The organism is Prolixibacteraceae bacterium (assembly GCA_019856515.1).
GTDB classification, from domain to species: domain Bacteria; phylum Bacteroidota; class Bacteroidia; order Bacteroidales; family Prolixibacteraceae; genus Halosquirtibacter; species Halosquirtibacter xylanolyticus.
In genome coordinates this window covers 648,853-675,707 of sequence record CP082230.1, presented here as the reverse complement: position 1 = coordinate 675,707, position 26,855 = coordinate 648,853, and the positions used below count along the sequence as shown (strand labels likewise).

The window sequence follows — 26,855 nt, the reverse complement described above, 5'->3', positions numbered from 1 at the left end:
TAATGAAATATACATATATCACATTTTTTTGCACTCTATTTTTTATTGCTTGCAAACCATCAGATAAAAGTGCCGATGCATTTGGAAATTTCGAAGCAAATGATATTGTATTATCAAGCCAAGCACAAGGTAATATTATCTTTATCTCTTCAGACGAAGGAGCTAAAGTGTCTATGGGGGATACATTAGCCATCGTAGATACCACTGATGTAGTCATTAGGATATCAGAGATGAACCTTCAATTAAAAGTGACTGATACAAAGATCGAAAAGGCTTATTTATCCATGTCTAAGACAGAAGATGCTATTGAGACGGCCAAAAATGAGCAGCGAAGAGTCCATCAGTTATATAAAGACGATGTGGTGACAGATAGCCAAAAAGATCAAATTGATTTAGATGTATTATTACAACAGAAAAGTCTCAGACAGCAAGAATTAGAGGTTAAGTCTTTGCGTCAACATAAACAGACGATCAATAATCAGATAGATTTACTGTTGAATCAAAAGAGAAAATGTACAATTACTGCCCCCATTAATGCAACTGTACTCAATAGATATAAAGAAGTTGCAGAATTTGTAATGAATAGCACCCCAATATACAAAGTAGCTTCACTTAATCCTTTGACTCTAAGAGTATACATCTCAGGAGACCAATTGTCCGAAGTGACGTTAGGTCAAACGGTATCTGTAGCATATGATAAAGGCGATGTTTTGAAAAAAGTGGATGGTACAATATCGTGGATTTCAGACAAAGCTGAATTTACTCCTAAGACTATTCAAACGAAGGCAGAGCGTGTAGCGCAAGTTTATGCCGTAAAAATACGTGTAGTCAATCCAGCTGGGGAGATGAAAATAGGTATGCCTGGTGAGTTACATATCCAATAAATTAGAGATGCTACAGGTAAAGAATTTTAAGAGACATTATGGAGATCTTCTTGCAGTAAATCGTTTCTCTATGGAAGCATCTCCAAAAGAGATTGTAGGTCTTATTGGACCTGATGGTGCAGGAAAAACGACAATCTTACGATCCATCGCAACCCTTCAAACGATGGAAGAAGGAGAGATACTTATTGATGGTGATAATGTAAGAACAGATTTCTTATCTATTCGCAAGAAGTTAGGATATATGCCAGGACAATTCTCTCTCTATCCAGATCTGAGTGTCGGTGAGAATTTATCATTCTTTATGGATATCCATGGAGTAACTTTTGATCAATGTAAAGATGCAATTGATCCAATATATCGTCAGATTGCTCCATTCAAAGATCGGAAGGCTGGAAAACTATCTGGAGGAATGAAACAGAAGCTTGCACTTTGTTGTGCTCTTGTTAATCAGCCTTCTCTTCTATTGCTTGATGAACCAACTACTGGAGTAGATCCTGTTTCGCGAAAAGAGTTTTGGAATATTCTTGAGAATTATCGTAATCAGGGAACCTCTATTGTTGTCTCAACTCCATATATGGATGAAGCAAGTCTTTGTGATCGAATATTGCTAATACATAAAGGACAAGTTCTCGAGCAGGGGACTCCATCAGAATTAGTTCTTAAAGATAGAGGAGTCATTTTTTTAGAACTACAAGGGATACGCTCTACAGCGATATATCAATCTAAAGAGGAGCTACTAAAAAAATTTCCTGATCTTTATGCTTATCTCTCTGGGAAGAAAATAAGAGTAATATGTTCTAGGAGTGCGATAAAACATGTAGAACAATATCAAAAAGAACATTTTCCTATGACCACGATCTCTCAGGTTACTCCCGATATTGAAGATATATTTATGTTCCACTTAATAGATGAAAAAGAAGGTGCAGAATAATTATGTAATAGAAGTGTCCAACCTTTGTAAGAAGTTTGGGGCATTTTATGCGAATAAGAATCTATCTTTTGATGTGAAGAGAGGAGAGATATTTGGGTTTCTTGGTGCCAATGGAGCAGGGAAGACTACTGCGATGAAAATCATATCAGGACTTCAATCTCCAACTTCAGGAGAAGTTCATGTATTGGACTATGATGTGTATCATGAAGCAGAGAAGATCAAAAAAGAGATTGGATATATGTCTCAGAAGTTCTCTCTGTATGAAGATTTGTCGGTTTGGGAGAATCTTCGATTCTTTGCTGGGATATATGGTCTATCTCGGAAAACGATTAAAGAAAAAGGAGAGAAGATACTTCATCATCTTGACTTATGGGAGCATCGTAAAGAGTTGGTTAGGGATATCCCATTAGGGTGGAAGCAAAAGTTAGCCTTCTCTCTTGCCACCATACATGATCCCAAAATTGTGTTTCTAGATGAGCCTACCGGAGGAGTTGATCCTTATGTACGTAGAGTATTTTGGGATCAGATATATCAAGCACAAGCCAAGGGGATCACCATATTTGTCACTACACATTACATGGACGAAGCCGAATACTGTGATAGAATATGTATTCTTAGCCAAGGAGAAGTCGTTGCTTATGGGGCGCCAGAGAAACTTAAAAAAGAACATCAGGTAGATTCGATAGATCAACTTTTTGTCCTTTTAGCTCGTAATGTAGAATAACCCTTATTAAATGGGTATGAAAATGAAAATATATGAATAGAAGAGTTTGGGGACTTATTAAAAAAGAGTTCACACATATATTCAGAGATAAGCGGACCTTATTTATGATCTTTGGTATACCATTAGTAGAGATTCTTCTTTTTGGATTTGTTATACGAACGGATATTTCAAATATAAAGGTTGGTGTGGTAGATATGACACAAGATCAAGTGAGTCATGATATTTGTAATAAACTATTAGGGTCCACTTATTTCTCAGAGATCATATCTGTAGATCAGATTAGTGATGCAGATCTTTTGTTTCGAGAAAATCGAATTCATGAACTTATTATCTTTGGTAAAGAGCTTGAAAAGGAAACTACCAATCGATTAGGTGGAGAGATTTCTATCATCCTTGATGGATCGAATCCCACAGTTTCACAATTGATATTAAATTATACCAATGCGGTCATTTCAGATTATTTCTCTTTAGCTGATTATAAAGATATTGTACCGCAATATCGTATGGTGTATAACGAAGAGTTGAATAGTACTTATATGTTTGTTCCTGGTGTGATGGCATTGGTACTACTACTGATCTCTGCCATGATGACGGCCATCACGTTAACTAAAGAGAAAGAGAATCACTCCTTCGAAATGCTTTTAATCTCTCCAATACGCCCTTTAGAGGTAATCATAGGAAAGGTAACGCCTTATCTTGTTCTTTCTTTGGCCAATGGTGTTCTCATACTGTTTTTGAGTAAAGTACTATTTGGGTTACCTTTCTTAGGAAATAATCTTCTGTTATTTGCAATCATACTACTATATGTCTTACTCTCGTTGAGTATTGGGATATTTATATCTGTAGTCGCTGATACACAAATTGTAGCAATGCTATTTTCATTAGTTGTGCTTTTAATGCCAACAATGCTACTATCTGGGTTTATCTTTCCGATAGCAAATATGCCATGGCCATTACAATGGATAAGTAGTATAATGCCCGCACGATGGTTTATAATTTGTTTCAAGGGAGTCGTCATCCAAGGCTTAGGAATCGTAGGAGTATTAAAACCGTTTTTGATACTATTGGGGATGACCTTATTCTTTATGATATTAAGTGTGAAAAAATATAATACGCATTTAGACGATTAAGAAAATGAAAATAATTCTATATCTCATACAAAAAGAGTTTCTTCAGATTAAAAGAAATAAGGCGATACTCCCGATAATATTTGCAATGCCCATAGTCCAAATGCTTGTACTGGTATGGGCTACTACATCTGAGCTTAAAGAAGTGCATGTTGATTATATAGATCAAGACCATTCGGAAATGTCTCGAAAGTTTTATAACAAAATAGATGGGCTTGACTGTTTTTATTTACAATCACTCGATGCCTCTGCAGATGCGATAGAACAACTGCATAATCATCATTTAGATGCAGTCGTTGAAATTCCATTACATTTTGCACGTGATCTTGAAAAAGGAGCGAAGGTCTATCCTCAAGTGGCTATTAATGCTGTGAATAGTAACAATGCAGAGATGATTAAGGGCTATTTTGAAAACGAATGGCAAAGGTTTTTAACAGAGGAGCAAGATCAAGGAGTATCGTTTCATCGCTTAGAGTTGTCCTTCCGATATTGGTACAATCCTGAGATGGATTTCAAATTCTACATGGCACCTGGTATCTTAGCAATACTAATTTCTTTAGTCGGAATGATGCTCTCTGGAATGAACTTTGTAAGAGAAAAAGAGATGGGAACTATTGAGCAGATCAACGTGACTCCGATCAAGAAATATCAATTTATCTCTGGAAAATTAATCCCCTTTTTAATTATCGGTATTGTAGACCTTTTGTTGGGATTGTTTATTGCAAGAATCGCTTTTGGACAACCAATCATTGGAAACTTAGGAACATTGATTCTAGGAACAGCCATTTATTTGGTTCCTCTATTAGGAATCAGTTTATGGATATCTGCCATTAGTGACAAACAACAGCAGGTCATGTTCATCTGTTTCTTCTTTTTGTTGATCTTTATTCTGATGAGTGGGATGTTTACACCAGTCGAAAGTATGCCTCTATGGGCTCAGCAACTAAATTATCTTAATCCTCAGTTTTATTACATAAAGATTATTCGTGGAATACTTTTAAAAGGAGCTACAATTATGGATATATCTCGAGAATTAATATGTCTGACATGCTATGGTGTTATCGTTTTTCTTATTGCTACTTATAAGTATAAGAAAGTATCATAGAATGAATGTAGAGCTGATTTTTATGTAAATATTATATATTGAATACATTATTGTTAAAAAATGTATTGTAATTAATGTCTATTTTGTAGTTTTGCTGCATAATATTATTATCCACCATAGAGGTCGCTTTTGTCAAAGAACATATCATGGTGGTTATTAGATTAATTATCCTTATTTAGAGAAGGATACAATATTAATATCAACATAATTATCTATTAAATGAAATTAAGATCACTATTAATTCTGTTAGTATTATTATGCTCGAACTCGATTATGGCACAAAGGTATGCTATAAGTAAAGGGGCTGTTATGATTGGTGGAGCCGCAGGATATACTTCAATTAGTCATAAAGGTTCTGAAATAAGTACAAGCCAATTAACTCTTTCGCCAGAATTAAATTGTTTTGTTGCAAACAAATTTTTTATTGGCGGAGGTATTGATTTTAAATATCAATCACAAGGAGAAGCAAGTAGTTCTGGTATGGGGATTGGTCCTCAAATTGGAGCAGTCTTTGGTAATGAGTATAGCCAAGCGTTTCCTTTCTTGAAAATGGGCGTTCGTTACTATAACGAAACATTGGATGTGTCTAATACCAATACAAAGATTTCAGGAAGTGATTTCTTCTTTGGTGGCGGTGTGATTATTTCAGCTAGAGATCATTTGGGTATAACTATAGAAGCAGGTTATCATATGATGAATCTTTCTGAAGAGAATTATGAATCATCTGTTGGAGTAAATCAATTTGAAATAAAAATAGGTTTTGCAGGATTGCTATTTTAAAAAGAATCAGTTTTAAAAGCTAGCATAGTTAAAGAATAACAAAAGAGTCTACATAATGTGTAGGCTCTTTTTTATTGCCTATTATTTCAAGTGAGACTACAATTTTTGTGATCCAAAATCATAATGAATTGCACGTATGTTATGTTAATAAACGATAAAAATAGCACAATAGAACAATACAGAACATATAGGTGTGTAATATTTAGATATATTTATTACGACTAAAAACTAAAAAACACATTGGTGCATTTGCAACTCGGGTTAATAGTATATGACTTGATCGCAATTAGGACTAAAAAACATGTAAATAGACTAATCCACACAATGAATCTAGCTACATAAATTAAATCTTTCTGACTCTAACTTTCTTAATAAATTGCGACTCCCTCATGGAATAATTAACTAACTAATATTACTATTTATGAGGAGAACATTACTCGTTATGGTTGTGCTATGTATAATACCCATTATTTCATTTGGGCAATATATAGGACTCGAAGGAAGCGTTCCATCGAATTGGACAACAACAAATGGAACTCTAGGAATTACCAACAGGCACTACAAGTTGGGATCGCAGTCTGTTGAATGGTCATGGAATAGTGGTGCAGAGATTGTAATTGACAATCCAGACAACATGAATACTGCTTTAAACACCTATAAAGGAGGTATCATGTTATGGATCTACAATGAGACGCCTATTGATGATGAAATTGTAGTAGAGTTTAGTAATGGATCTACTGTTCCCTATTGGTTTAATTTTAAGATTAACTACACAGGGTGGCGTGCATGTTGGTTGAGGTTTAAATATGACATGAAGGGTCCTAAAGGAGTCAATTCATTGACAACAATGAAGATCAAAGCTCCAACATCTCATAGCTCTGGAAAGCTCTATTTTGACCGAATGCTTTTTCCGAGTGACCGTATCAACGATCGTGTAACGCCAGATGCCCAATTACCATATATTAATCCAGGGATGAATACCAATCACTGGGGAGCGCTATATCATTGGGAAACGGCCTTTGTTTCAGACCTACCATTAAAAACATCATTGACTACTGAGGATATTGATCAACTAGATACTTTTACTAATAATTTGGTATCTTCATTAAGTACTTGGATAAGTACTGCAGATGTAGCTGCTGCTAAAAATTATTACAACTCTCTTAATATTGAAAGAATAGATGGTCAAATTAAAGGGAATCCCTTCGTTTCATTAGATGAGCAGAAAATTAATAAGTCTGATGGTGATGAAGTGATGGGGACTGTAAATAAAAACTTGTATAAATTAGCCAAGGCATACATCAAATACAAAGATTCTGAGGCTTTGGATATGTATATCAATATGATGGATTGGGTCATTGACCAAGGCTTTGACTATACAAGTGGTATGGGAACAAATCATCACTATGGTTACTCCTTTGGTGGATTTTGTGAATCCATACTATTACTAAAAGATGTCTTGTCAACAAGAGGTTTATTAAATCGTTACTCTAAAGTAGCTACTTATTGGGCCGGAAATCAAGAGTATCGAGAGAATCCTGATGTTAACACTTTTCAGGGAGTTGTGGATAGTTGGTTAACGGTCATCACTTCTCGGCTATTAAGTGTTGCAACTCTTCCAAATACACCAGAAAAATATCGTACACTTCAAGAGATGAAGCGTTGGGTGGATGAGTCACTAGTCCATGCAAATGGAACCATTGGAGGAATTAAACCTGATGGCACAGTATTTCACCACTTTGGGCACTATCCAGCTTATGGAACAGGCGGATTTGATGGGTTAGGTAAATATATTCATTTGACTCGTAATACCACTTTTGGACTTTCGAATACATCGAAACAGAATATGTGGAAAGGATTAAAGGGCATGATTACTTATTGCCAAAAACGTAAATGGGGATTAGGTATTTCTGGACGTCATCCTCTTGGAGGAGGACAGATGTCTAATGGTGCGATTGCTGCTATTGGTCATCTCTCTGTGAGTGGTGATCCTAAAAGTGGTGATAATGTATGGAGAGAGGTAGGAGAGCAGTATCTTCGCTTAGAAACAGGTTCGTCAACCAATAAACAAACCCTTTTAGATGCTGGTGTGATAGCGAAAGATTCTTATCAGGGAGCATATACTTTCAACTATGCTGCTTTAGGGATCTATCGTAAAGACAACTGGATGGTTACCATGAAAGGATATAACATGTTCCTTTGGGGAGTTGAAATATATTCTGGAGACAATCGTTATGGTCGTTATCAGAGTTATGGAACTGTTCAAGTAATAAATAATGGTGCCACAGATCAAGATAAGGATAATGGTTTTCATGAAGAAGGATGGGATTGGAATAGAGCTCCTGGCGCAACATCAATTCATCTACCTTTAGATAAATTAGAAGCGCCAGGTTCGATGATGCAGAGAGTTGGTGACGAGAGATTTACTGGGTATGGAAACTTAAACAATCAATATGGTCTTTTTGCAATGAAGTTGAGAGAGGAAGATCGAACGAATTACACCCCATCTCATCAAGCAGATAAATCGGTATTTAATTTCAGACGTTATGTTGTTTGTGCTGGAACCAATATCTCAAATGACAATACTACATATAGAACAGAGACGACAATATTTCAACATCAGTTGGCTTCACAGAGTCAAACAGTCGTAGTAGATGGAACTACGATCACCTCTTTCCCTTATAGTCAAGATTTCAATGATGATAAGTCTCATTGGTTCATTGATGGCAACAACAATGGGTATTGGGTCCCGGCAGGGCAATCCATAGAGATTCGTAAGCAAACACAGAACTCTAAATCAAATAAAAAGAAGTTGGATACCACAGGTGATTTTGCAGTAGCGATACTAAATCATGGTAATGCACCAACCAATAAAACATACCAATATGTAATACTCCCGAATACCACCGTTGAGGAGATGCAGCAATTTGCAACTACCATGTCTAATTCTAATCCGAGCTACTCATTAGAACAAGCAACGACAAACCAACATATATACAATGCCATTCAAGAAGGGGTAAAAGGATATAGTTTCTTTAATGCATCCACCTTAACAGACAGTTATGTTACGGAAGTGAGTCGTGCTTGTATATTAATTATCAAAAGCATAAATGAGAATCAAATAAAGGTAAGTTATACTGACCCTGACCTTCGTATAGATCCAATGACAAATACCCAATCATCGACATTAAGTCAAATGGGAGAGGGTCTCGTTACATTAAAAGGACAGTATGCTTTTGTGGGTACGCATACAAACTGTGAGATTCAGTCCAAATCATCTACCCATACAGTACTTCGATTCACTACTAATCATGGAATGAAGAGCGAAGTGACACTTAAGAAAATGGGAGATCATATCCTTATCGATGAAAGTTTTGAAACAGCTCCATCTGCGTCTACTTACCAATTAAGTACAACGTACGACACTTCGAATAAGTCATATTTTAATAGATATGAGTTGGCCACCATGAATAAATACTATGCCAATGCTGGAAAGATATTTGGAACGGACCTACAGTACGTTATTGCAGGAGCTGAAATTTCTGAAGAGGGAATTAATCCTGTCGATATAACTTTTTCTCCAAAAACTACAACATCAAAGATTGAGTCTTTACACTGCTCTTTTCTTTTAGGAACACTTTACTCTCCAGCGAATAAATTTGAAGAGACAGACTTTGTACGTATCGAGTATCGTGATAAAGAAGGAGTGTACCAACCTATTGGGCAACTAGTCGGTTCAAAATGGAGTGCTGATGCTGCTGCAACTAACCCAAACTTTGGGAAGCTTGGAACAGATAGAGATGCCAATGCGATAATAGATGCAGATATCAATACACAGTATTCAGATAACACTGTGGCCAAGCAATTTGACTTTGAAATTCATAATCTTGATATTAACACATTGGATTTAAGAATTCGAATTAAATCAGATCACACTTATGAAGGAATACATCTTGATAGAGTGAAAGTTTACAATATGCAATATGGTATAAATATTTCAAATGTAACCCGACAAGAAGATCTATTCTCTGTGGATGTAGAAGCTGTAACACAAGGGACATTGCACTATATATTTACTGATACACCCGTGAATAAGATCACCACCAAACATATTAAGAATAGTGAGGATGGAGTTACAAAAGGATCAGTGGTATTGACAGAGGGAGAGACTACTTCTATTTCACAGTTTAAAGATGCAACTACGAATCTATACCTATATATGTATATAGAAGATAACAATGGTTACTGTTCAAAGGTAGAAAGAGTAGACTCTTCTATTACAGCAGCTACAACTTTTTCAGTTGCTGTAGATAGTGAGGAGCTCAACACTTTTTATCGTAATGATATCCTTTGTCTTGAAGGACTAAATAATATGAAATCATATATAGTCCAACTTTTTGATCTACAAGGTCGGGTGATTGAGCAACAGTCCATATCAAATAATACTGCTGCTTATTTCTATGATACTATCGGATACCCACAAGTTGTATTATTAAAAGTCGTAGATGGTAATCATACGAATACATTCAAAGTGATGAAACACTAAAAATGTCAATTGCAGTTCTTGATACACTTCTCATAATGGCATTCAAGAAGAATATATCAAGAACTTGCAATTGTTTTACCGGGAGAGAGGTATCCCTATAATAGGTCTAGCCCAAATTTTACTCCAACACGAACGTCATATAATCGATGACTTGCTGTAAACGTATGATTCTGATATACTCCATACTCAGTACATCCACCAATGGTGAATAAATGGAAATTTTTATTCTTCCATGGGTAGATATCAAGAAATAAAAGAAGCTGTTGCTTATAACTAGTCTTACCAGGATCGACGAAACGGAATTTACTTTCCGTGTTGTTCTCAATTAAATTGGGCAAATATTTAAATCCAGGGCGAATTAGCCCATATCTCCATATGCATTGAATGGGAGCCGCGATAACCTTTACTTTATCAGGAGCAAAACCAGGAAGCCCATGATCTACACCAAAATCAGTATCCAATAGTATATGTGAAAGAGTCCAATGTAAGCCAATTTTACTGGAAAATCGAGAGAAGTGATCACTTGCATACCCTGCAAAATTTAATCGTGACAGAATTAATCCATTCCCAATATTTCCACACCAGTAGACATTGAACATTAGTGGGGTTGACTGTTGTTTCGCTTCTTTGGGGGTAAGATCACCATTCAATACCTGGATGCCAAATTCTTGTTTTCCAAACATCCGAGATATACACGTCCCTGTTTTCCATACTGGAAAGCCGCAGGAAAGCTCACTATATGCATATACATCCCCTGGTAGATAATAGCCCTCATAGGTTCCATTTATCAATGGTTGTCTCCCTAGGGTGAATTTCCACCTATTAAGTCTATACTTTAATAAAAGCATGTTAATATGGGTGTTCATTTGACCTTCTCGTGCTAGATATCCAGCAAACTCCTGCCTGTAAAAAATAGATAGGTTATTTGTTAGCTTTATATCACTATATAGAATCAAGCCTTGTGAAGAAAAACTACTACTTCTGATGTCATTCTCTACTGTTCCCGCAGGAACATTATCATACTCAATTCGCCCATCAACACTTAGTGTAAACTTCTCTGCAATTATGTTTTTCTGAGCGTAACAATTACCTGAGACCAATGCAATGATGCAAAGCCATTTGCAAATTTCTTCAACTTTCATCCCCTTAAAATTTTAGATTAGTATTCTATAATATTTACTACTTATACTTATCCTTCCCCCGGTAATATGAATAAGCCAGTATATATATGTAAATAATTGTCAAAATTAAATATTTAATACTAAATAAGGGTTGTTTTTATCTATTTATATTATGCTAATTTAAACTTAAAGTTAAATTTCACATATCTTTGTGGAATAATTTAATAATCTTTTAGATTTTATTAGTGATTGAGGAAACTTGTTTATTTTAGTTTTTACTGACAATAAGTATCTGTTTTTGAATTCAAATATTAATTTGTGTTAAGTAAGAGTATATACAATAAAAGCCCTACAATCTAAAATAATAGATTGTAGGGCTTTACATTAAGAATATTTCAATATTATTTAAAGAAGTAGGCTTAGTTTACTTTTTATCTCCTCATATTTCATTAAAAATAGTCTTTTACAGACAAGGATAAGTATTAGATTAGCGTAATACCATTAGCAGTACACTCCTCAATCATCTTATCTGGCCATATCGAAGCTTGTACCTCTCCAATATGTGCTTTTTGAAGAAAGAACATACAGATACGTGATTGTCCAATACCACCACCTATAGAAAGAGGCATTTGATCGTTTAATAACATCTGGTGCCACATTAACGACTCACGCTCTTCTTGACCTGCTTCAACCAACTGACGTTTTAGTGCTGCTTTATCAACTCGAACCCCCATCGAAGAAACTTCAAATGCACGCTCTAATATTGGGTTCCATAGAATAATATCTCCATTCAACCCTTTTTTACCATCTATAGTATCTGTTGTCCAATCATCATAATCAGGAGCCCTTCCGTCATGACGCTCTCCTGATAGAGGTAATTTCCCCCCGATACCGATAATAAATACTGCGCCGAATTTCTTTGCCACCTCTGATTCTCTCTCAAAAGGAGTCAATTCTGGATACATTTTCTCTAAATCTTCTGTATGAATAAATGTGATCTCCTCAGGAAGTACTGGCTTAATAGCAGGGTAGTGCTCATATACCATAAACTCCGTTCTGAGCAAAACGTTATAGATCTTTTTCACCATCTTCACTAAAAAATCAAGGGAACGTTGCTCTTTAGTGATAGAAGCTTCCCAATCCCATTGGTCTACATACATCGAGTGAAGGTTTGTAAGCTCTTCATCTGCACGAATGGCATTCATATCTGTATAAAGGCCATAACCTGCTGGAATATCATATTTACCAAGCATCATACGTTTCCACTTGGCAAGAGAATGAACCACCTCTGCTTTAGCATCACCAAACTCTTTTACTGGAAAAGATACAGCACGCTCTATTCCATTCAAATCATCATTGATTCCAGTTCCTTGCATAACAAAAAGTGGAGCTGTCACTCTACGTAAACGCAGCTCTGACGACAAATTCTGTTGAAAGAAGTCTTTAACAAATTTAATAGCCTTCTCTGTCTCTTTTAGTTTTAGGGCTGATTGGTACCCTTTAGGAATAGTTAAAATCATACTGTCTTATTGTTTGAGATATGGTTAATATTTTATTATAATGTCATTCGTTATACGATATATTTATCGTTTTGTTATTACAAACATAGTATCATTATGACATATATCCAACTAAAAAATAATAAAAATGACACTTTGTTATAAAATACCATGTAATAATATCAAAATGACAAAAGTAAACTCCCTTTCATAAAAAACGATGATATGAAATCTAAATATCATATTATTAGAGATTTACCTTAGTTTTAGGCTGGCTCAACGACAAAAAATATAGAGTAAAGTGCGACGAAAATAAAAAAGGAAAAAAACTTTTATACTAAAGAATCTCTTCATCTCCTTGATGGTTGTATCTTTGGGGTCTGTCGAATAACAAAGAACAACTCTAATATGATATATATATTCTCTGCAACCAATGAACTGGAAATAGCCAATGGTTTGCATAGCTATACCCCAGCAAAACATCTTAGGGATTTTGAACGAGATCTCTCTTTCCTACCATATTATTTTGGTGAAGAAGGGGATATATTATTAATGGAGCAGAAACCCTCTGATAAATTCATTGAGTCCTTAAAAGTGCTTCACCTTCCCAATATTAGAATACACTCCATGCAAGAGACCCAGCAAATGCTCGCTTCTAAAACGATCAATTCAAAACAAAAACTTGCACCGTGGGGATGGAGCCCTAGAATGCACCATAAATTAGACTCTCTGAAGAGACATATCTCTCTACACCCATTCGAACAAAAATGGGAAACATCATATAAAGAGGTCTATTCACGAGTATTTGCCCGGGATATACTAAAGACACTACTATCGAATAGCACGCAAAAAAAGATCTATATCGATAAAAATGATATTCCTATGGTCATCACCAAAAGGGACGAGGTACACCAGCATTTTCAGCAACATGGCAATATTGTCGTGAAAACGCCATTAAGCTCTTCTGGACGTGGAATGATTTTTCTACACGACGATAAAATTCATGACACATATAACCAATGGATAGATGGTGCGTTGAAAACACATGGCTACTTAATGGTCGAAAAGAAAGTGAATAAGCTATATGACCTATCTCTTCATTTTGAAGTAAAAAACAATCAAATAGATTATTTAGGTCAGGCATCTTTTTTTACCCTAGAGAATGGACAATACGAAGGGAATAATCTGCAACCTTTCCCCGAAGAGATGGAAGACCAACAGAAAGAGTTTGTTCAGAACCATATCAAACAATGTGTGGAGGACCTTCTTTCTGCTTTTTATATCCATAACCTAACCAATATATATCAAGGGATTATTGGAGTAGATCTACTCTTATTAAAAGATGCAAAAGGAAATATGAGACTACAGCCATGTCTCGAAATGAATATGCGGTATAATATGGGGACGGTGACATTGGCATTGAGAAAACGACTTCCCAATAATGTGAACGGTTTTTGGAAAGTAGAACGTTTAGGAAGACAAGATCCTATGGAATTTGATCGTATCATGAAACAAAAATATCCATTAGAGATCGATAATGAAGGCAAAATAAGGAAGGGGTATAAAGCCCTAATTGAGCCTACCCCTTCAACCCTTTTTGCATGCTACATGATCTGTAGCCCCATCAAATAAAACAATCGGTACAATGCTATTACTTAATGCATCCTACTTATCTTCTATGGAACAAATAGGTGGGTGCTTCTCATTATTTCTGCCATTTAATACAGAAACGTAAATACTTCTTCTTTAATTCATTAAAAAGACAATAAAAACGTTCCATCTTGTCATTCAAGTCCAAATGGTTATTAAAATAACGGATTTTGTCTTTCATCGCTGCATCAGGAGATATATACTTTAAGCTCTTCTCATCTCTATCAATAAAGTGATGTAGATCACTGAGTTGTGATTCTTCAATAATTAATTCATTTTGTAGCACCTCAAGCTGTTTCTTAAATTCTTTATCTTCAATATTCAGTCCAGATAATCGCATAAGATGGGCACTATACAATTCTACCAAGTCACGATAAAATTTTACATTCTCTAGCCACTTTTTATGCTCAAGGTGCAATGCCTCGATATTTGATAATATATCCATAACCTTAAAGCTTTGTTTGATTAAAATCTCTTTACTATTATAACATCCTCCATAAAACAATGTTCATCTATGATCTTCATTTTTATAAAAAAAATAGAGATCATTATTTTATGGATTGTTTTAAGTTATAAGATATATAATCACATAGAACTAAATAGTTAGTTAGTATATTGCAATCCGATACATACGAGAATTAAAAATTGGAACCAGCTGAAGAAGAAATAGAATACTCTTTACAATTTATCCCATTGTTGAGGGGAAAAGGACTACAGTTTTAATCCACTACATAATCATCTCTATACTGAGTTTCAATAGCAGGTTCACAAATGTGGATCAGGGAAACTTTTGGCTGTAATAGTGGGGTTTTACTTTTACGAAAAATTGATGATAATGAATTTGCTATTTGCAATTTCATCATACGCTAAGCAATCAAGCTATCTTTTTATGCCTTCTTCAGTATCTGCTAGTGGGTTGACAGGTACTTCCTCCTACCTTTGTCCATGGTTCATCCATGATTCGTCCATGGTTTGTCCATCGATTTCGGGGGTTTCGATGCCTGAACCATGGACGAATCATGGTCAAAACATGGACAAAGGTGGGAGTAGATACTTAGCAGGTATATGGTTCGGGTTATGCAAAACATTGCAGTTTTACCCTGCATTACGGTTATTATGTATAACGTGATGAATTCATCCGATTGCTAAATTTCTGATATATTCAAATTTAAAAAATAACCATCTCATTTCAAAAACAACTTGAATTTTTATGCAATTACTGTATGTTGAATGGATGAGGAGTTTTATGGAAAATGGAGCTTAGTTTGTGCCAATTCATTGGCACGCCATGTGGTTACCATTTGATGCAACAGCTATTGACAGGTAAGCGTCGTCTGCCGATAACTCTGAGGGAATAACGTTTTCCTTACGTGCCAAGGCATTGGCACAAACTACGCATTACTGTATATTTAATGGATAAGGGGGCGTTAATCTAGCAGCGTTCCCCGCTATTTTTGTTTTTTACGTGTTAGTGTATTTGGTTTGATGTTGTAAAATGAATGTTGTCTGAATTAGCAACTATGTTATTAGTTGAATATTTGCTATCTACATGATGGGATTTTTATATCTGCATGCTTTTTTATATTTTGTATTGATTTTAAATAAAGCCTAGATTATATGGACACGAAATTTATTTATGAATTCTTAGTTGATTTACAACAAAATAATAGTAGAGAGTGGATGACGGCCAATAAGAGTCGTTATGAAAGAGCGAAAGCTGAATTCATGCGTTTAACGGATGAAGTTATTGTTCGAACGAATCAATTTGACTCTACCATTGGATCGCTTGAAGCCAAAGATTGTATTTTTCGTATTCATCGAGATGTACGTTTTAGCCATGATAAGACACCCTATAAGAGATCTATGGGGGCATATGTTGTTTGTGGTGGCAAGAAATCAATGAAAGCGGGGTATTATTTTCAAATTGAACCAGGAGGGCAAACACTTGTTGCGGGCGGCTTACATTGTCCTCCAAGTGATGCATTGAAGTTAGTGCGAAAGCATATCTCTGAATTTGGGGATGAACTGATCAATATTATTGAAGCTCCAACATTTAAAGAGATATTTCCACGAGGTCTTGAAGGGGAGAGTTTGAAGCGTTTCCCCAAAGGTTATAGTGCTGATAATCCTTATGTTGAGATATTAAAAAAGAAGGAGTTTGATGTAATATATTACTGTGACGAAGATATGGTCAATGATACAGAAATGTTCTTGAATAAGATCGTTTCTGTTTTTAAAGAGGTCGTACCTTTAAATCGTTTTATTAATGAGGCATTAGAAGAGTACGTTTTTATTCCTCCACAAATAAAGAAACGCAACTAATAGGTTTAATGCTTGTCTATAACGATATAATTAACATCTATATAACTACATTGTTAGTTGTTTTTTTTGTATCTATAACCTAGAAAATTGATTATTTACAGGGCATATTGCTTTAAAGGAGAGTAGGTTTGGGAAAAGGATTCTCTTTGGAACACTTTTCCCAAACCGTATTAATTTCTATAATGGCAACAAGCGGGGAGTGCATCGTATATATTTTTATCCGCTATATGATTTGGAGTATCATAGCCTTTTGTAGCAATGGCTTTTTCAATTTGATCTAGAGTTACCATCTTTGGCATATAGTGAAGCGTAAGTTCTTTGGTCTCTTTGCTCCACTCTGCGTGATGTACCCCTTTTAAAGAGTTGGCTGCAGTTTCAATAGTTGTTTTACACATGCCACAATTACCACTAACTTTCATGGTGATAGTTTTCATTTTCATCTTGTGAGATTGATGGTTATTGTTTGTCATTTGATGTGTTCCTTTAGGTGGGTTTAACATACTATGTTTGTGGGACAGTTCGGCACTCGCATCAATCGTAAATGTACCTTTCATTACAACATTTTCCCCCATGTTCAGGCCATTTAGAACTTGATAATAGTGGTCGTACTTATTACCTATAGTGATGGTTCGAGGTATATAATTACCGATAGATTTTTCTACATATATTACCGAATGTTTTCCCGTCCAAAGAACTGCTGTTTCGGGAATAGATAGTACTGGTTGTTTGGCTTTACTTTTTATTTGCCCTTCGATAAACATATTGGGTTTCCATCTATTATCTCTATTTTTTAGCTTGATTCTAACATAAGAGGTGTGGCTCATATGGTCCGCTTCAGGTGAGATAAATGATATTTTTGCTGTTTGGGATTCTCCCAAATATGCATTGCTATGAAATTCAACAGTATCTCCAATGTGCAACCATTTTTGATCTTGATTATATGTGTCGAATAGTGCCCATACGGTACTGTAGTCGTTTAATTCAAAGAGTTTTTGGCCCTCTTTTAAATAGTCCCCGTCTTTAACTGCTATTCGAGTAATATACCCAGCATATTCTGATTGTATTGGGAAATTTTCGATGATTGTTCTGTTTTGAATGATCTTGTTGATGATGCGATTAGATATTTTCCACTGTTTAAGCTTAGCCATCGCAGCTTTTTTTAGCAGAGGTTGATTTTCGGATTCTATTAATTCTCTTTGTGCCGTTATCAACTCAGGGGCATAAAATAGGGCAATCGTTTGTCCTTTCTTTATATATTGCCCAGGATAAGTGACATGAAGTTTTTCAACTCTACCCGAGACATGTATGCTCTGTGTTTTATCGATTTCAGGGTTTGAAACGATTCGACCAGATAACGAAAGTGTTTTTATCGGTTTCATCATACTCACCTTAAATGTTTCCACCTGAGCTTGTTTTAGAGATGCAGGAGATAAGCTTATTTGATCTTCATTGACAGAATCACTTTGGTTGTCCTCGACCAATTTAATTAGATCCATGCCACAGATAGGGCAATCACCTGGATGATCTTGACGTATTTGTGGATGCATTGAGCAAGTCCAAATATCTTTGGATTGTTTTTTCTCAATATGTGTTGTGTCGTGTTTGTGATTATGAATCACTTCACTACTTTTAAATTGACGACCTATTAGTATACCTAGTACTAATGTAGTAATGATGATGATATATATATTTTTCATTGGTTCTTTATTTTAAATATTCAAGTTTTGCATTTAACTGATGTGCCTCTTCTTGGTTTTTGGAAAGAGAAATACGATAGGTTAGAAGTTGTTGTTCTAATCGTAAAAGTTCAATATAGGGAGTGCTATTGGTCAGATACTCTGTTCGTATAAGCTTTAATGCACTCTTAGTAATATGGATCTGCTTTTGGTTTAAAGCGATCTGTTTCTTTTTGTTTGATAACATTTTAACACCTTTAATCCATTGTGCCTTTAAGGTGTTATACTGGTTTAATTTTTGTGAACTAATACTCTTTTGAATAGAGGAGACACTTTTGTGTTGTGCTTTGGCTTTTTTTGATGAAAAATAGGGGAGTGTTATACCCATTTTTATCATCAAGGCATCATCACCGTTGCCTGAAATATTCGTTCCAGAATATGGGTTGATAAAGGTGTAGTTTAGACCTAAATTAATCATTGGCATCTGTCTCTTAGATATTAATTTCTGTTGAATAACTAAGGACTGCTCTTGGGCTTCCAGTGTCTCAATGATAGGATGATTTTCGATAGTTTGATTATAAAAATTTAATTCATCCCAATGATCAAGCGTTAAGACTAGTGCTTCCGGTGTGCGGTTCAATAGTGCATTGAAGTTTGCAACAGATGCACTCTTTTGGTTTTGTATCACTTCAATTTTTGTTCTCTGTTCTTCGATTTGAAGTTGCAATCGAAGAAGGTCGACATTAGAAGCCTCACCATTAGCCACCTGTTGAGAAAGCCATTGCTGTTGCTCTTGATAGATTTTAAGGTTTTGTTTGTATAGACCTAGATCAATCTGTAGGCGCATCACTTCATAATAAGTGGATTTTGTTTGATATATAATATTGCGAATGACCTCATCGAGACTACGTTGTTCCATTGTAATTTTGCTTTTGGATAGTTGCCTCTCTGTTTTTAATGTACCTACCCAAGGGAGTTGTTGTTCTAGTCCAATTTGCCCTTGCATATTACCAACCTTCGTAGAAACAGGATTAATGTAGTATCCTCCCGTGATCATCGGATCGTTTAGTAAACCTGTGGCATCAACATCATTTCTCTTTTGATCGACCATATTTTGTTTGGCTTGCAGCTGTTGATTCTGCTTAAGAGCTATATCGATATACTCATTTAAGCTTTGTGCTTTGGTCGACATGCAGAATATTGAGATCGTGATAGCCAATATGTATTTAAGTCTTTCCATAACTTATTTCTTTTTAAGTGATATTTCAGCTCTCCAACTATAAAGGACCGGAACAATAAAAACAGCAATCAGTGCGATAATCATTCCTCCGATAGATGGAATAGACATCGGGAGCATTATGTCAGCACCACGTCCTGTCGAGGTGATCACAGGTAGTAATGCAAGTATAGTTGTGGCCGTTGTCATTAAGGCTGGACGAATACGTTTTTTCCCAGCCATTAAAACTGCCTGGTGTATTTCGTCCTTTGTTTTTGGTTTGTTTTTCTTAAACGATTGATCAAGATAGGTTGCCAATAGTACACCGTCATCAGTAGAAATTCCGAATAAGGCAATAAAACCGACCCAAACAGCGACACTTAAATTGATAGGGTGAATTCGAAATATTTCGTTGAGTTGAACCCCAAATATATTGATATCTAAGAAGTTTGTAGATCCATAGAGACCAATGAGAATAAATGCACCAGAAAAGGCTACAGTTATGCTTGTGAATACCATCAAGGCAGTATCAACAGATTTAAATTGAAGGTATAGGATAATGAATATTAAAGCCAAACAAAGAGGAACTGCAATTGCTAATCGACGGGAGGCACGTATTTGATTTTCGTAGTTTCCCGAGAACTTATAATGTACTCCATAAGGAACGTGGAGTACCCCCATATCTATTTTCTTTTTGATATAGTCCTGAGCAGCTTCGACAGCTTCTACTTCTGAAATATTATTTTGTTTGTCAAAAATTACATAGCTAATTAAGAACCCATCCTCACTCTTTATCATCTGTGGACCTGCCTCATATTCAATGGTTGCAATTTGTCCAATAGGGTACATCTTCCCTTTGGTATTTGCTATCAAGAGACGTTTTAGGGCTTCGGGGTCTTTTCTATCGTCTCTACTATAACGTACACGGATATCGTAACGTTCGCGTCCTTCAATACTCTTTTCTAATGGTATACCACCGATTGCGATTTCGAGTTGTTTTTGGGCCTCACCGATAGAGATACCATAGTGTGCTAGTTGTTGGCGATTCCAATTAATCAACATGTATGGTTTGCCCACGATACGGTCGGCAAATATAGAGGTTGAGACGATTTGCGGGACCTCCTTCAATGTCTGCTCTAGTGCTAATCCAAATGCCTGTATACTGTCGAGTTGATTCCCTAATACTTTTATACCAATAGATGCTCTCATCCCTGTTTGCAACATGATTAGTCGGGTCTCGATGGGTTGTAACTTAGGAGCTGAAGTTACTCCTGGTAATTTGGTTGCTTTAGTTATTTCGGCCCATATATCTTCTTTGCTATTTATATTGGAGCGCCATTGTCGTAATGGTTTTCCGTGTTTATTGTCTGGAATAAATGATGAAATGGGGTAGTTAAAGGCGCTATCTGCTGCAATATGTTGATGCTCTCTTGTTATAAATCGATTGTCTTGATCTATTTTGAACCGGAGTACTTCACCATGTTGATTTTTCGCAAATTTACTCTTATAGTGAATGATGTTTTCATACATGGATAGTGGCGCAGGATCTAAAGCAGAATTTACACGTCCTGCTTTCCCAAGTACCCCGTCAACTTCAGGTATATTATTTGTTCTCAAATCTAACTCTTGTAGAACACGTCTATTCTCAGCAACACCTGCATGAGGCATTGAGGTTGGCATTAATAAAAAGTCTCCTTCATCAAGTGCTGGCATAAATTCGTTTCCAATGCCTGGAAAGTGTTCTGTCATTGATTGATATAAGGACGATTGGGTTATGGTTTGATTTTTTGAAAAAGGATATCCAATAGATCTCTCGAAGCCTACCCATGTCATCCATGCAGTGGCAATAAGCGTAAGAGGAATAGCTAGAAATTTTTTCTTATTCTTGAGACACCAATTTAATATTGAAGGATAATAGTGTTCAAAGAGTTTGAATGCCCCCATAATAGTCCCTATAAGAATGGTTACGAATAGAATATTTTGAAATGAAGACCTTTCGTATCCTAAAGGGTTCCATTCGATGCCTAACATGATGGTGATCCCAATTATCACTGCTATTTGAAGCACAATATTAATCTTTTTCTCTTTGCTTGGATACTTGGCTTTAGCAAGAGTTATGACTGCAAAAAAGAAGGCCACAGCAGACCATATCCAAGATATCGATAGGTAAAGAGTGAATAGTCCAAGACCAAACAGTATTCCAGCAAAAAGCATCTGCTGCTTTTGTTGTATCTGTTTTTTTTCAAAATCTCTTCTAAAGAAATAGTAGCTAAGGGTAGGTAAAATGAATAGTGCGACCAATAATGCACCTATCAATGCAAAAGTTTTAGTAAAGGCTAACGGATGAAAGAGTTTGCCTTCGGCGGCTTGAAGAGAGAATACTGGAATAAAACTCACAATAGTCGTTGCAATAGATGTCAGTATAGCACTACCTACTTCATGAGTAGATTGTAATACCACATCAAACCACTTTTTCCCTTTGTTTTCTGGATAAGAGATATGTTTTATTAGATTCTCAATTAAAACAATACCAATATCAACAAGTGTTCCAATTGCAATAGCGATACCCGAGAGAGAAACGATATTGGCGGTAATATTGAAATAACGCATCGCAATAAATACCAATAGAATAGATAAGGGAAGTAGTGTAGAGATAATTAACGATGTTTTTAAATTTTGAAGCATAATAACGACTACAAGAATCGTGATAATTATCTCTAGATAGAGCGCATCTTTTAGAGTGAATAGTGTCTCTTGTATTAACTTGCTACGGTCGTAAAATGGTACAATCTTTATTTGAGACATCGTTCCATCAGACAGCTCTTTAGATGGGAGAGAAGGAGATATCTCAGAAATCTTTTCTTTAATATTTTTCAATACCTGCATGGGATTTGCACCATATCGAGCCACAACGACACCTCCCACAGCTTCAACGCCATTCTTATCAAGTATTCCCCTACGATTGGCTGGTCCGAGGGATATATTTGCAATTTGATTTAGAAATATAGGAGTTCCTAATTGATCCGTTTTAATTACTGTTTTCTTTAGATCATCAACATTTTGTATATATCCCAATCCACGAATAAAGTATTCTACTTTATTAATCTCCATCGTTTGGGCTCCAACATCTATATTGCTCTCTTTTACTGCTTTTACAATATCTTTTATGCCAATTCGATAAGCTTGCATCGCTTCAACATTGAGATCTATCTGATACTCTTTAACAAAGCCCCCAATGGATGCTACCTCGGAGACTCCTGTTGTTCCCATAAGTCCATATTTTACAATATAGTCTTGAATAGAGCGTAATTCTGATAGATCCCAACCTCCTGTATTTGCACCTTTGGGATCTTGTCCTTCTAATGTATACCAAAACACTTGACCTAAGCCTGTTGCATCAGGGCCAAGATTCGGTTTTACTCCTAAAGGAAGGGTATTGGGTGGTAAAGAGTTCAATTTTTCAATGATTCTTGATCTACTCCAATAGTAGTCTACATCATCTGTGAAAATGATATTAATTGTAGAGAATCCAAATGCCGAGGCACTACGAATTGTTTTTACACCAGGAATACCTAAAAGTGTTGTCGTTAATGGATAAGAGATTTGATCTTCGATATCTCGTGGAGAACGTCCAGACCACTTTGTATATATGATTTGTTGATTGTCTCCAATATCAGGGATTGCATCTACGGCGACTTTGGCTGATGAGGTGTGGCTGTCATCTGTAAATGGGGAGACAGCGAGACCAATAGCTATTATAATTCCAATTAGCAACCATACAAATAGGCGATTGCTAAGGAAGAAGTTTATTACTCTCTTCATTTTTTGAATTTTAAAAATGATCGTATATATTATTGTTGGAACATATGTTTTTATCTCATTGTTTATTAGATCAATAAGATGAAAAATATGAGTAGCTCACTCCTCCATTAAAAAATGAAGAAGTGTGTAGGTGTATTCTACCAATAACATGTTTAAATAAGCTATATCCACGTGTTCTACTCTACTTATGCATCGATAAGAAAACACTGAGGAAAAAGACCATGCTTCAATTTATTGCTTTGTGCAAAACATATTCACAAGTTTTTATCGCTCATTTTAAAATGTAATTGATATTACACAAATAATGTCACATGGTTGTTTGTGTAATATCAAACAACGTTATACGATCAATATTTAATGAAGAAATGTCTGGAATAGGACCTGCCTACTCTTTTTAAGAAGAGGGGGGAGTACAAGAAATTGAGACCATCGATATTCATCTCCTTCAAGTGATGTCTCATATATCCATTGAGCCAATAAGAATAGTGTTATCTGTTGTACTGGCGTAAGATGAATACTTTCTTGTATATGCTTTTTATCGGTCTGAACTTTCTTGATATGATTTTCACAACATGGGGTGGTTGTAACTTGTTTTTTTTCTGTGCTTATTGATGTTTCCCCAGTATGCTTGACCGAATTCATGTTGCAAAAGGAAATAGGAGCATGAAAAGACATCACTGTATTCACATTTCTGCCTTGACAAAAATGTGATACGATGGAGATACTCATCTGAGAAAGCATCATCGTAATGGATAATATCGTGACTAAAAAATATTTCATTTTTCTATTTCTGAACGCAATATCTAAATAATCCAACTGATTTGCAATTTTATGTTGTTCGTTTTTTTGTTAAATAACAAGAAACACTCTTTAATTGATAATGATATTTATTGAAACTAAATTGTTAGTTGAATATTTACAATCAAAAGAATGGCTTTTTTCCATGTTACTATATTCAAAAACATTAGTCTTATAATGAAGCACCTGTGTTTTTATCGTTAAATAGAATACAAAAAAGTAAGTGTGAGTCGCCATTTTTTCTCTTTTTTTGGTACATTCACAAAACAAGAAAAAGTTTTGTGAATCATGAAGAGAAAAGAGCTACTAGTAGGATTTTTATTAACATTTGGAGTGCTTGCATGTAAGCAAGCTAATAAGAAGAAAAACGAACATCCTCAGAAAATAAATGTCGAATTATTATCTAAGAAAATTGCATCATTTGCAGGAGATAATTACACAAAAAAAGAGGATCGTCGTTTTAGATATGCTCCCGTTGATTTAAATGGAGACGGAAAAGAAGAAGTGTTTGTTGGGATTCCCAATATGAACTATTGTGGTTCGGGAGGATGCACATTCTTTTTATTAGATGATCAGTTAAATGTTAAACAAAAATTTACCGTTAGCGATGTCCCCTTCAAAATATTAAAAAGCAAACATCAAGGATGGAATGATTTGGTCATAAATAGTAAAGGGAAATCCTATTTAATGGAATTTAATAATGGCAAATATCCTAGTAACCCGACGGTATCACCATTATGGAATAATAAAGGGGAGATAGAAAAGACTGTATTTGATAATTATTACAAAGGACTAGAGACTTACTATTATTAAAGGTGATATGAAGAGAGTTATTGTCTTATTATTTGATGGCTATTCCGATTGGGAAATCTCATTTTTGACGCCTGAATTGCAGAAAAATAGAGATGTTACACTCCAATATGTTTCAATTCATGGAGATTCTGTAACTTCCATGGGTGGCTTATTAGTTAAGGGTTTATTTCCATTTTCTGAATTGAATATGGAGACTGTCTCTATGTTGATACTTCCTGGAGGTCCTATTTGGGAATCGGGTGTAGATGAAATAATATTGAATTTAATTCGAAGAGTATTGGATCAAGGGGGTAGAGTCGCAGCTATTTGTGGTGCAACAATAGGATTGGCCCAAATAGGACTTCTTAACGATATTAATCATACAAGTAATGCTCTTGCTTATCTAAAACAATCGGTGCCTTGTTACAATGGCGATAAACTGTATCAAGAATTATTATCTGTCTCTTCTGATCGTATTATTACTGCTAGTGGGATTGCTCCAATTGAGTTTGCGAAGCAAATATTCCAATCTCTAGACATAATGGATGAGGAAGCCCGAGAGAAATGGTACCAACTTTTTAAGTATGGAGTTTGGCAAGCATAAATAGTTTTATTCAAAAAATATGATTCAAACAAAAGTTATCACGATTGGTGATGAATTATTAATAGGTCAAGTGATAGATACCAATTCCGCTTGGATTGGTAAAAAACTGAATGAGATTGGGGTAGCAGTAAATAGGATCACCTCTATTCGTGACACAGAATCGGATATTCTTAAAGAATTAGATGATGCTGAGATGGATATTATTTTAGTAACAGGAGGGCTTGGTCCTACTAACGATGATATCACAAAAGATACTGTGGCAAAATATTTTAACACAGAACTCTACTTAGATGAAGAGTATTATCTTGCATTAGAAGCATTGCTTAAATCGTTAAACTTAGATATGAATCCGTTGAATCGTGCACAAGCATTGGTTCCAAGAGGTTGTCGTATCATTGCAAATAGTAAGGGAACAGCTCCTGGAATGCATATGGTAAAAGGAAATCAACATTTCTTTTTTATGCCTGGTGTTCCCTTGGAAATGAAACAGATGATGCAGGATGATGTTATTCCTTTTCTGAAGAGAACCTTTCAATTAAAGAGTGTTTATCATCGAACCGTATTGACTACGGGTGTTCCAGAATCGGAATTGGCAATAATATTAGAAGATTGGGAGAAGAACCTTTATGATCAAATTTCATTGGCTTATCTACCTAGCCTAAATGGAGTTCGACTACGTTTAAGCTGTTACGATGGAGATGATACACTTAAACAAGAGATAGCGAGTCAAGTTGAATATCTTAAGAATCAATATAGCAAATTTGTATATGGTGAAGAAGATCAAAGTTTGGCTGAGGTAATTGCTCAGATGTTAACAGAGCAAAATCTAACACTCGCAACTGCTGAGAGCTGTACAGGTGGCCATATAGCACACAGTTTCACTCAAATAGCTGGTGCTTCTGCGTATTTTAGAGGAGGTTTAGTGGCCTATGATAATGAGATAAAGATGGAGGAGTTATCTGTTGCAGCAGAACATATTTATGAATTTGGAGCAGTATCTAAACCTGTAGTAGTGCAGATGGTCAGAGGTGCTGTAGATAAATTCGATACCGATTTGGTTATTGCTACTTCTGGAATCGCTGGACCAACAGGAGGGACCGAAGATAAACCCGTAGGAACGGTTTGGATTGCAGTAGGGAATCGTCGTAAAATTGTCTCTAAATGTTTTCATTTTGGACAGAACCGTGAGCGTGTCATTCGTAGAACAACCATGACAGCTTTAAATATATTAAGAAACGAATTTTTGAAGAAGTAGATT

Annotated in this window: 20 protein-coding genes; 13 read left to right on the top strand and 7 right to left on the bottom strand. The window is 35.6% G+C overall.

Annotated elements, in window-relative coordinates:
• Positions 1-2 precede the first annotated feature (2 nt).
• The 7 genes from K5X82_02325 (at position 3) to K5X82_02295 (ending at position 10,097) form a co-directional block, all read left to right on the top strand.
• The gene (locus tag K5X82_02325; protein ID QZT37743.1) at positions 3-884 is read left to right on the top strand and encodes an HlyD family efflux transporter periplasmic adaptor subunit; all 882 of its coding nucleotides are present in this window, start codon (positions 3-5) and stop codon (positions 882-884) included.
• Positions 865-1,815 carry an ABC transporter ATP-binding protein gene (locus K5X82_02320; GenBank protein QZT37742.1) on the top strand — a complete coding sequence of 317 codons (951 nt, stop codon included), beginning with the start codon at positions 865-867 and terminating at the stop codon, positions 1,813-1,815. Before K5X82_02325 ends, K5X82_02320 begins: the two co-directional genes overlap by 20 nt.
• Complete coding sequence (locus tag K5X82_02315) at positions 1,793-2,539, top strand: ABC transporter ATP-binding protein (protein ID QZT37741.1); 747 nt, start codon at positions 1,793-1,795, stop codon at positions 2,537-2,539. Before K5X82_02320 ends, K5X82_02315 begins: the two co-directional genes overlap by 23 nt.
• Positions 2,540-2,571: 32 nt before the next feature.
• A complete protein-coding gene (locus tag K5X82_02310; protein ID QZT37740.1) occupies positions 2,572-3,669 on the top strand; it encodes an ABC transporter permease in 1,098 nt (365 codons plus the stop codon).
• Between the two features lie 4 nt (positions 3,670-3,673).
• Complete coding sequence (locus K5X82_02305) at positions 3,674-4,771, top strand: ABC transporter permease (GenBank protein QZT37739.1); 1,098 nt, start codon at positions 3,674-3,676, stop codon at positions 4,769-4,771.
• Positions 4,772-4,990: 219 nt separating this feature from the next.
• Positions 4,991-5,551 carry an outer membrane beta-barrel protein gene (locus tag K5X82_02300; protein ID QZT37738.1) on the top strand — a complete coding sequence of 187 codons (561 nt, stop codon included), beginning with the start codon at positions 4,991-4,993 and terminating at the stop codon, positions 5,549-5,551.
• Positions 5,552-5,972: 421 nt separating this feature from the next.
• The gene (locus K5X82_02295; GenBank protein QZT37737.1) at positions 5,973-10,097 is read left to right on the top strand and encodes a hypothetical protein; all 4,125 of its coding nucleotides are present in this window, start codon (positions 5,973-5,975) and stop codon (positions 10,095-10,097) included.
• A 95-nt stretch (positions 10,098-10,192) separates the two neighbouring features.
• Here the strand turns inward: K5X82_02295 and K5X82_02290 are convergent, their stop codons facing one another.
• The gene (locus K5X82_02290) at positions 10,193-11,239 is read right to left on the bottom strand and encodes a hypothetical protein (GenBank protein QZT37736.1); all 1,047 of its coding nucleotides are present in this window, start codon (positions 11,237-11,239) and stop codon (positions 10,193-10,195) included.
• Between the two features lie 461 nt (positions 11,240-11,700).
• Positions 11,701-12,738 (bottom strand): aspartate--ammonia ligase, encoded by a 1,038-nt coding sequence (gene asnA / locus K5X82_02285; protein QZT37735.1) that lies wholly within the window; start codon positions 12,736-12,738, stop codon positions 11,701-11,703.
• A gap of 387 nt (positions 12,739-13,125) precedes the next feature.
• On the opposite strand from asnA, the gene K5X82_02280 reads away from it, so the two are divergent.
• Positions 13,126-14,349 carry a hypothetical protein gene (locus K5X82_02280; protein QZT37734.1) on the top strand — a complete coding sequence of 408 codons (1,224 nt, stop codon included), beginning with the start codon at positions 13,126-13,128 and terminating at the stop codon, positions 14,347-14,349.
• 73 nt (positions 14,350-14,422) lie between these two features.
• Here the strand turns inward: K5X82_02280 and K5X82_02275 are convergent, their stop codons facing one another.
• Positions 14,423-14,812, bottom strand: a complete 390-nt coding sequence (locus tag K5X82_02275) for a hypothetical protein (protein ID QZT37733.1) — start codon at positions 14,810-14,812, stop codon at positions 14,423-14,425.
• A gap of 390 nt (positions 14,813-15,202) precedes the next feature.
• On the opposite strand from K5X82_02275, the gene K5X82_02270 reads away from it, so the two are divergent.
• Together K5X82_02270 and K5X82_02265 are read left to right on the top strand one after the other, a co-directional pair.
• A complete protein-coding gene (locus tag K5X82_02270) occupies positions 15,203-15,496 on the top strand; it encodes a hypothetical protein (protein QZT37732.1) in 294 nt (97 codons plus the stop codon).
• 488 nt (positions 15,497-15,984) lie between these two features.
• The gene (locus K5X82_02265; GenBank protein QZT37731.1) at positions 15,985-16,689 is read left to right on the top strand and encodes a DUF2461 domain-containing protein; all 705 of its coding nucleotides are present in this window, start codon (positions 15,985-15,987) and stop codon (positions 16,687-16,689) included.
• A 170-nt stretch (positions 16,690-16,859) separates the two neighbouring features.
• On the opposite strand, the gene K5X82_02260 is transcribed toward K5X82_02265, so the two are convergent.
• From K5X82_02260 to K5X82_02245, 4 genes are all read right to left on the bottom strand, one after another.
• Entirely contained in the window at positions 16,860-18,386 is a 1,527-nt protein-coding gene (locus K5X82_02260; protein QZT37730.1) for an efflux RND transporter periplasmic adaptor subunit, read from the bottom strand.
• Positions 18,387-18,393: 7 nt separating this feature from the next.
• Positions 18,394-19,605: a TolC family protein gene (locus K5X82_02255; protein QZT37729.1), complete on the bottom strand. Its 1,212-nt coding sequence runs from the start codon at positions 19,603-19,605 to the stop codon at positions 18,394-18,396.
• Between the two features lie 3 nt (positions 19,606-19,608).
• Complete coding sequence (locus K5X82_02250; protein QZT37728.1) at positions 19,609-23,403, bottom strand: efflux RND transporter permease subunit; 3,795 nt, start codon at positions 23,401-23,403, stop codon at positions 19,609-19,611.
• A gap of 354 nt (positions 23,404-23,757) precedes the next feature.
• Positions 23,758-24,183 carry a hypothetical protein gene (locus tag K5X82_02245; protein QZT37727.1) on the bottom strand — a complete coding sequence of 142 codons (426 nt, stop codon included), beginning with the start codon at positions 24,181-24,183 and terminating at the stop codon, positions 23,758-23,760.
• 306 nt (positions 24,184-24,489) lie between these two features.
• Between K5X82_02245 and K5X82_02240 the strand changes: the two genes are divergently transcribed.
• The 3 genes from K5X82_02240 to K5X82_02230 are packed head-to-tail and all read left to right on the top strand — an operon-like array spanning position 24,490 to position 26,852.
• Positions 24,490-25,014 (top strand): hypothetical protein, encoded by a 525-nt coding sequence (locus tag K5X82_02240; GenBank protein ID QZT37726.1) that lies wholly within the window; start codon positions 24,490-24,492, stop codon positions 25,012-25,014.
• Positions 25,015-25,021: 7 nt separating this feature from the next.
• A complete protein-coding gene (locus K5X82_02235; GenBank protein QZT37725.1) occupies positions 25,022-25,597 on the top strand; it encodes a DJ-1/PfpI family protein in 576 nt (191 codons plus the stop codon).
• A 19-nt stretch (positions 25,598-25,616) separates the two neighbouring features.
• Positions 25,617-26,852 carry a competence/damage-inducible protein A gene (locus K5X82_02230; GenBank protein QZT37724.1) on the top strand — a complete coding sequence of 412 codons (1,236 nt, stop codon included), beginning with the start codon at positions 25,617-25,619 and terminating at the stop codon, positions 26,850-26,852.
• Positions 26,853-26,855: the final 3 nt, after the last annotated feature.

Coding starts and splice junctions, on each gene's coding strand:
- K5X82_02325 (QZT37743.1), top strand. CDS start 3: ATGAAATATACATATATCACATTTTTTTGCACTCTATTTTTTATTGCT.
- K5X82_02315 (QZT37741.1), top strand. CDS start 1,793: ATGAAAAAGAAGGTGCAGAATAATTATGTAATAGAAGTGTCCAACCTT.
- K5X82_02310 (QZT37740.1), top strand. CDS start 2,572: ATGAATAGAAGAGTTTGGGGACTTATTAAAAAAGAGTTCACACATATA.
- K5X82_02305 (QZT37739.1), top strand. CDS start 3,674: ATGAAAATAATTCTATATCTCATACAAAAAGAGTTTCTTCAGATTAAA.
- K5X82_02300 (QZT37738.1), top strand. CDS start 4,991: ATGAAATTAAGATCACTATTAATTCTGTTAGTATTATTATGCTCGAAC.
- K5X82_02295 (QZT37737.1), top strand. CDS start 5,973: ATGAGGAGAACATTACTCGTTATGGTTGTGCTATGTATAATACCCATT.
- K5X82_02290 (QZT37736.1), bottom strand. CDS start 11,239: ATGAAAGTTGAAGAAATTTGCAAATGGCTTTGCATCATTGCATTGGTC.
- asnA (QZT37735.1), bottom strand. CDS start 12,738: ATGATTTTAACTATTCCTAAAGGGTACCAATCAGCCCTAAAACTAAAA.
- K5X82_02280 (QZT37734.1), top strand. CDS start 13,126: ATGATATATATATTCTCTGCAACCAATGAACTGGAAATAGCCAATGGT.
- K5X82_02275 (QZT37733.1), bottom strand. CDS start 14,812: ATGGATATATTATCAAATATCGAGGCATTGCACCTTGAGCATAAAAAG.
- K5X82_02270 (QZT37732.1), top strand. CDS start 15,203: ATGAATTTGCTATTTGCAATTTCATCATACGCTAAGCAATCAAGCTAT.
- K5X82_02265 (QZT37731.1), top strand. CDS start 15,985: ATGGACACGAAATTTATTTATGAATTCTTAGTTGATTTACAACAAAAT.
- K5X82_02260 (QZT37730.1), bottom strand. CDS start 18,386: ATGAAAAATATATATATCATCATCATTACTACATTAGTACTAGGTATA.
- K5X82_02255 (QZT37729.1), bottom strand. CDS start 19,605: ATGGAAAGACTTAAATACATATTGGCTATCACGATCTCAATATTCTGC.
- K5X82_02250 (QZT37728.1), bottom strand. CDS start 23,403: ATGAAGAGAGTAATAAACTTCTTCCTTAGCAATCGCCTATTTGTATGG.
- K5X82_02245 (QZT37727.1), bottom strand. CDS start 24,183: ATGAAATATTTTTTAGTCACGATATTATCCATTACGATGATGCTTTCT.
- K5X82_02240 (QZT37726.1), top strand. CDS start 24,490: ATGAAGAGAAAAGAGCTACTAGTAGGATTTTTATTAACATTTGGAGTG.
- K5X82_02235 (QZT37725.1), top strand. CDS start 25,022: ATGAAGAGAGTTATTGTCTTATTATTTGATGGCTATTCCGATTGGGAA.
- K5X82_02230 (QZT37724.1), top strand. CDS start 25,617: ATGATTCAAACAAAAGTTATCACGATTGGTGATGAATTATTAATAGGT.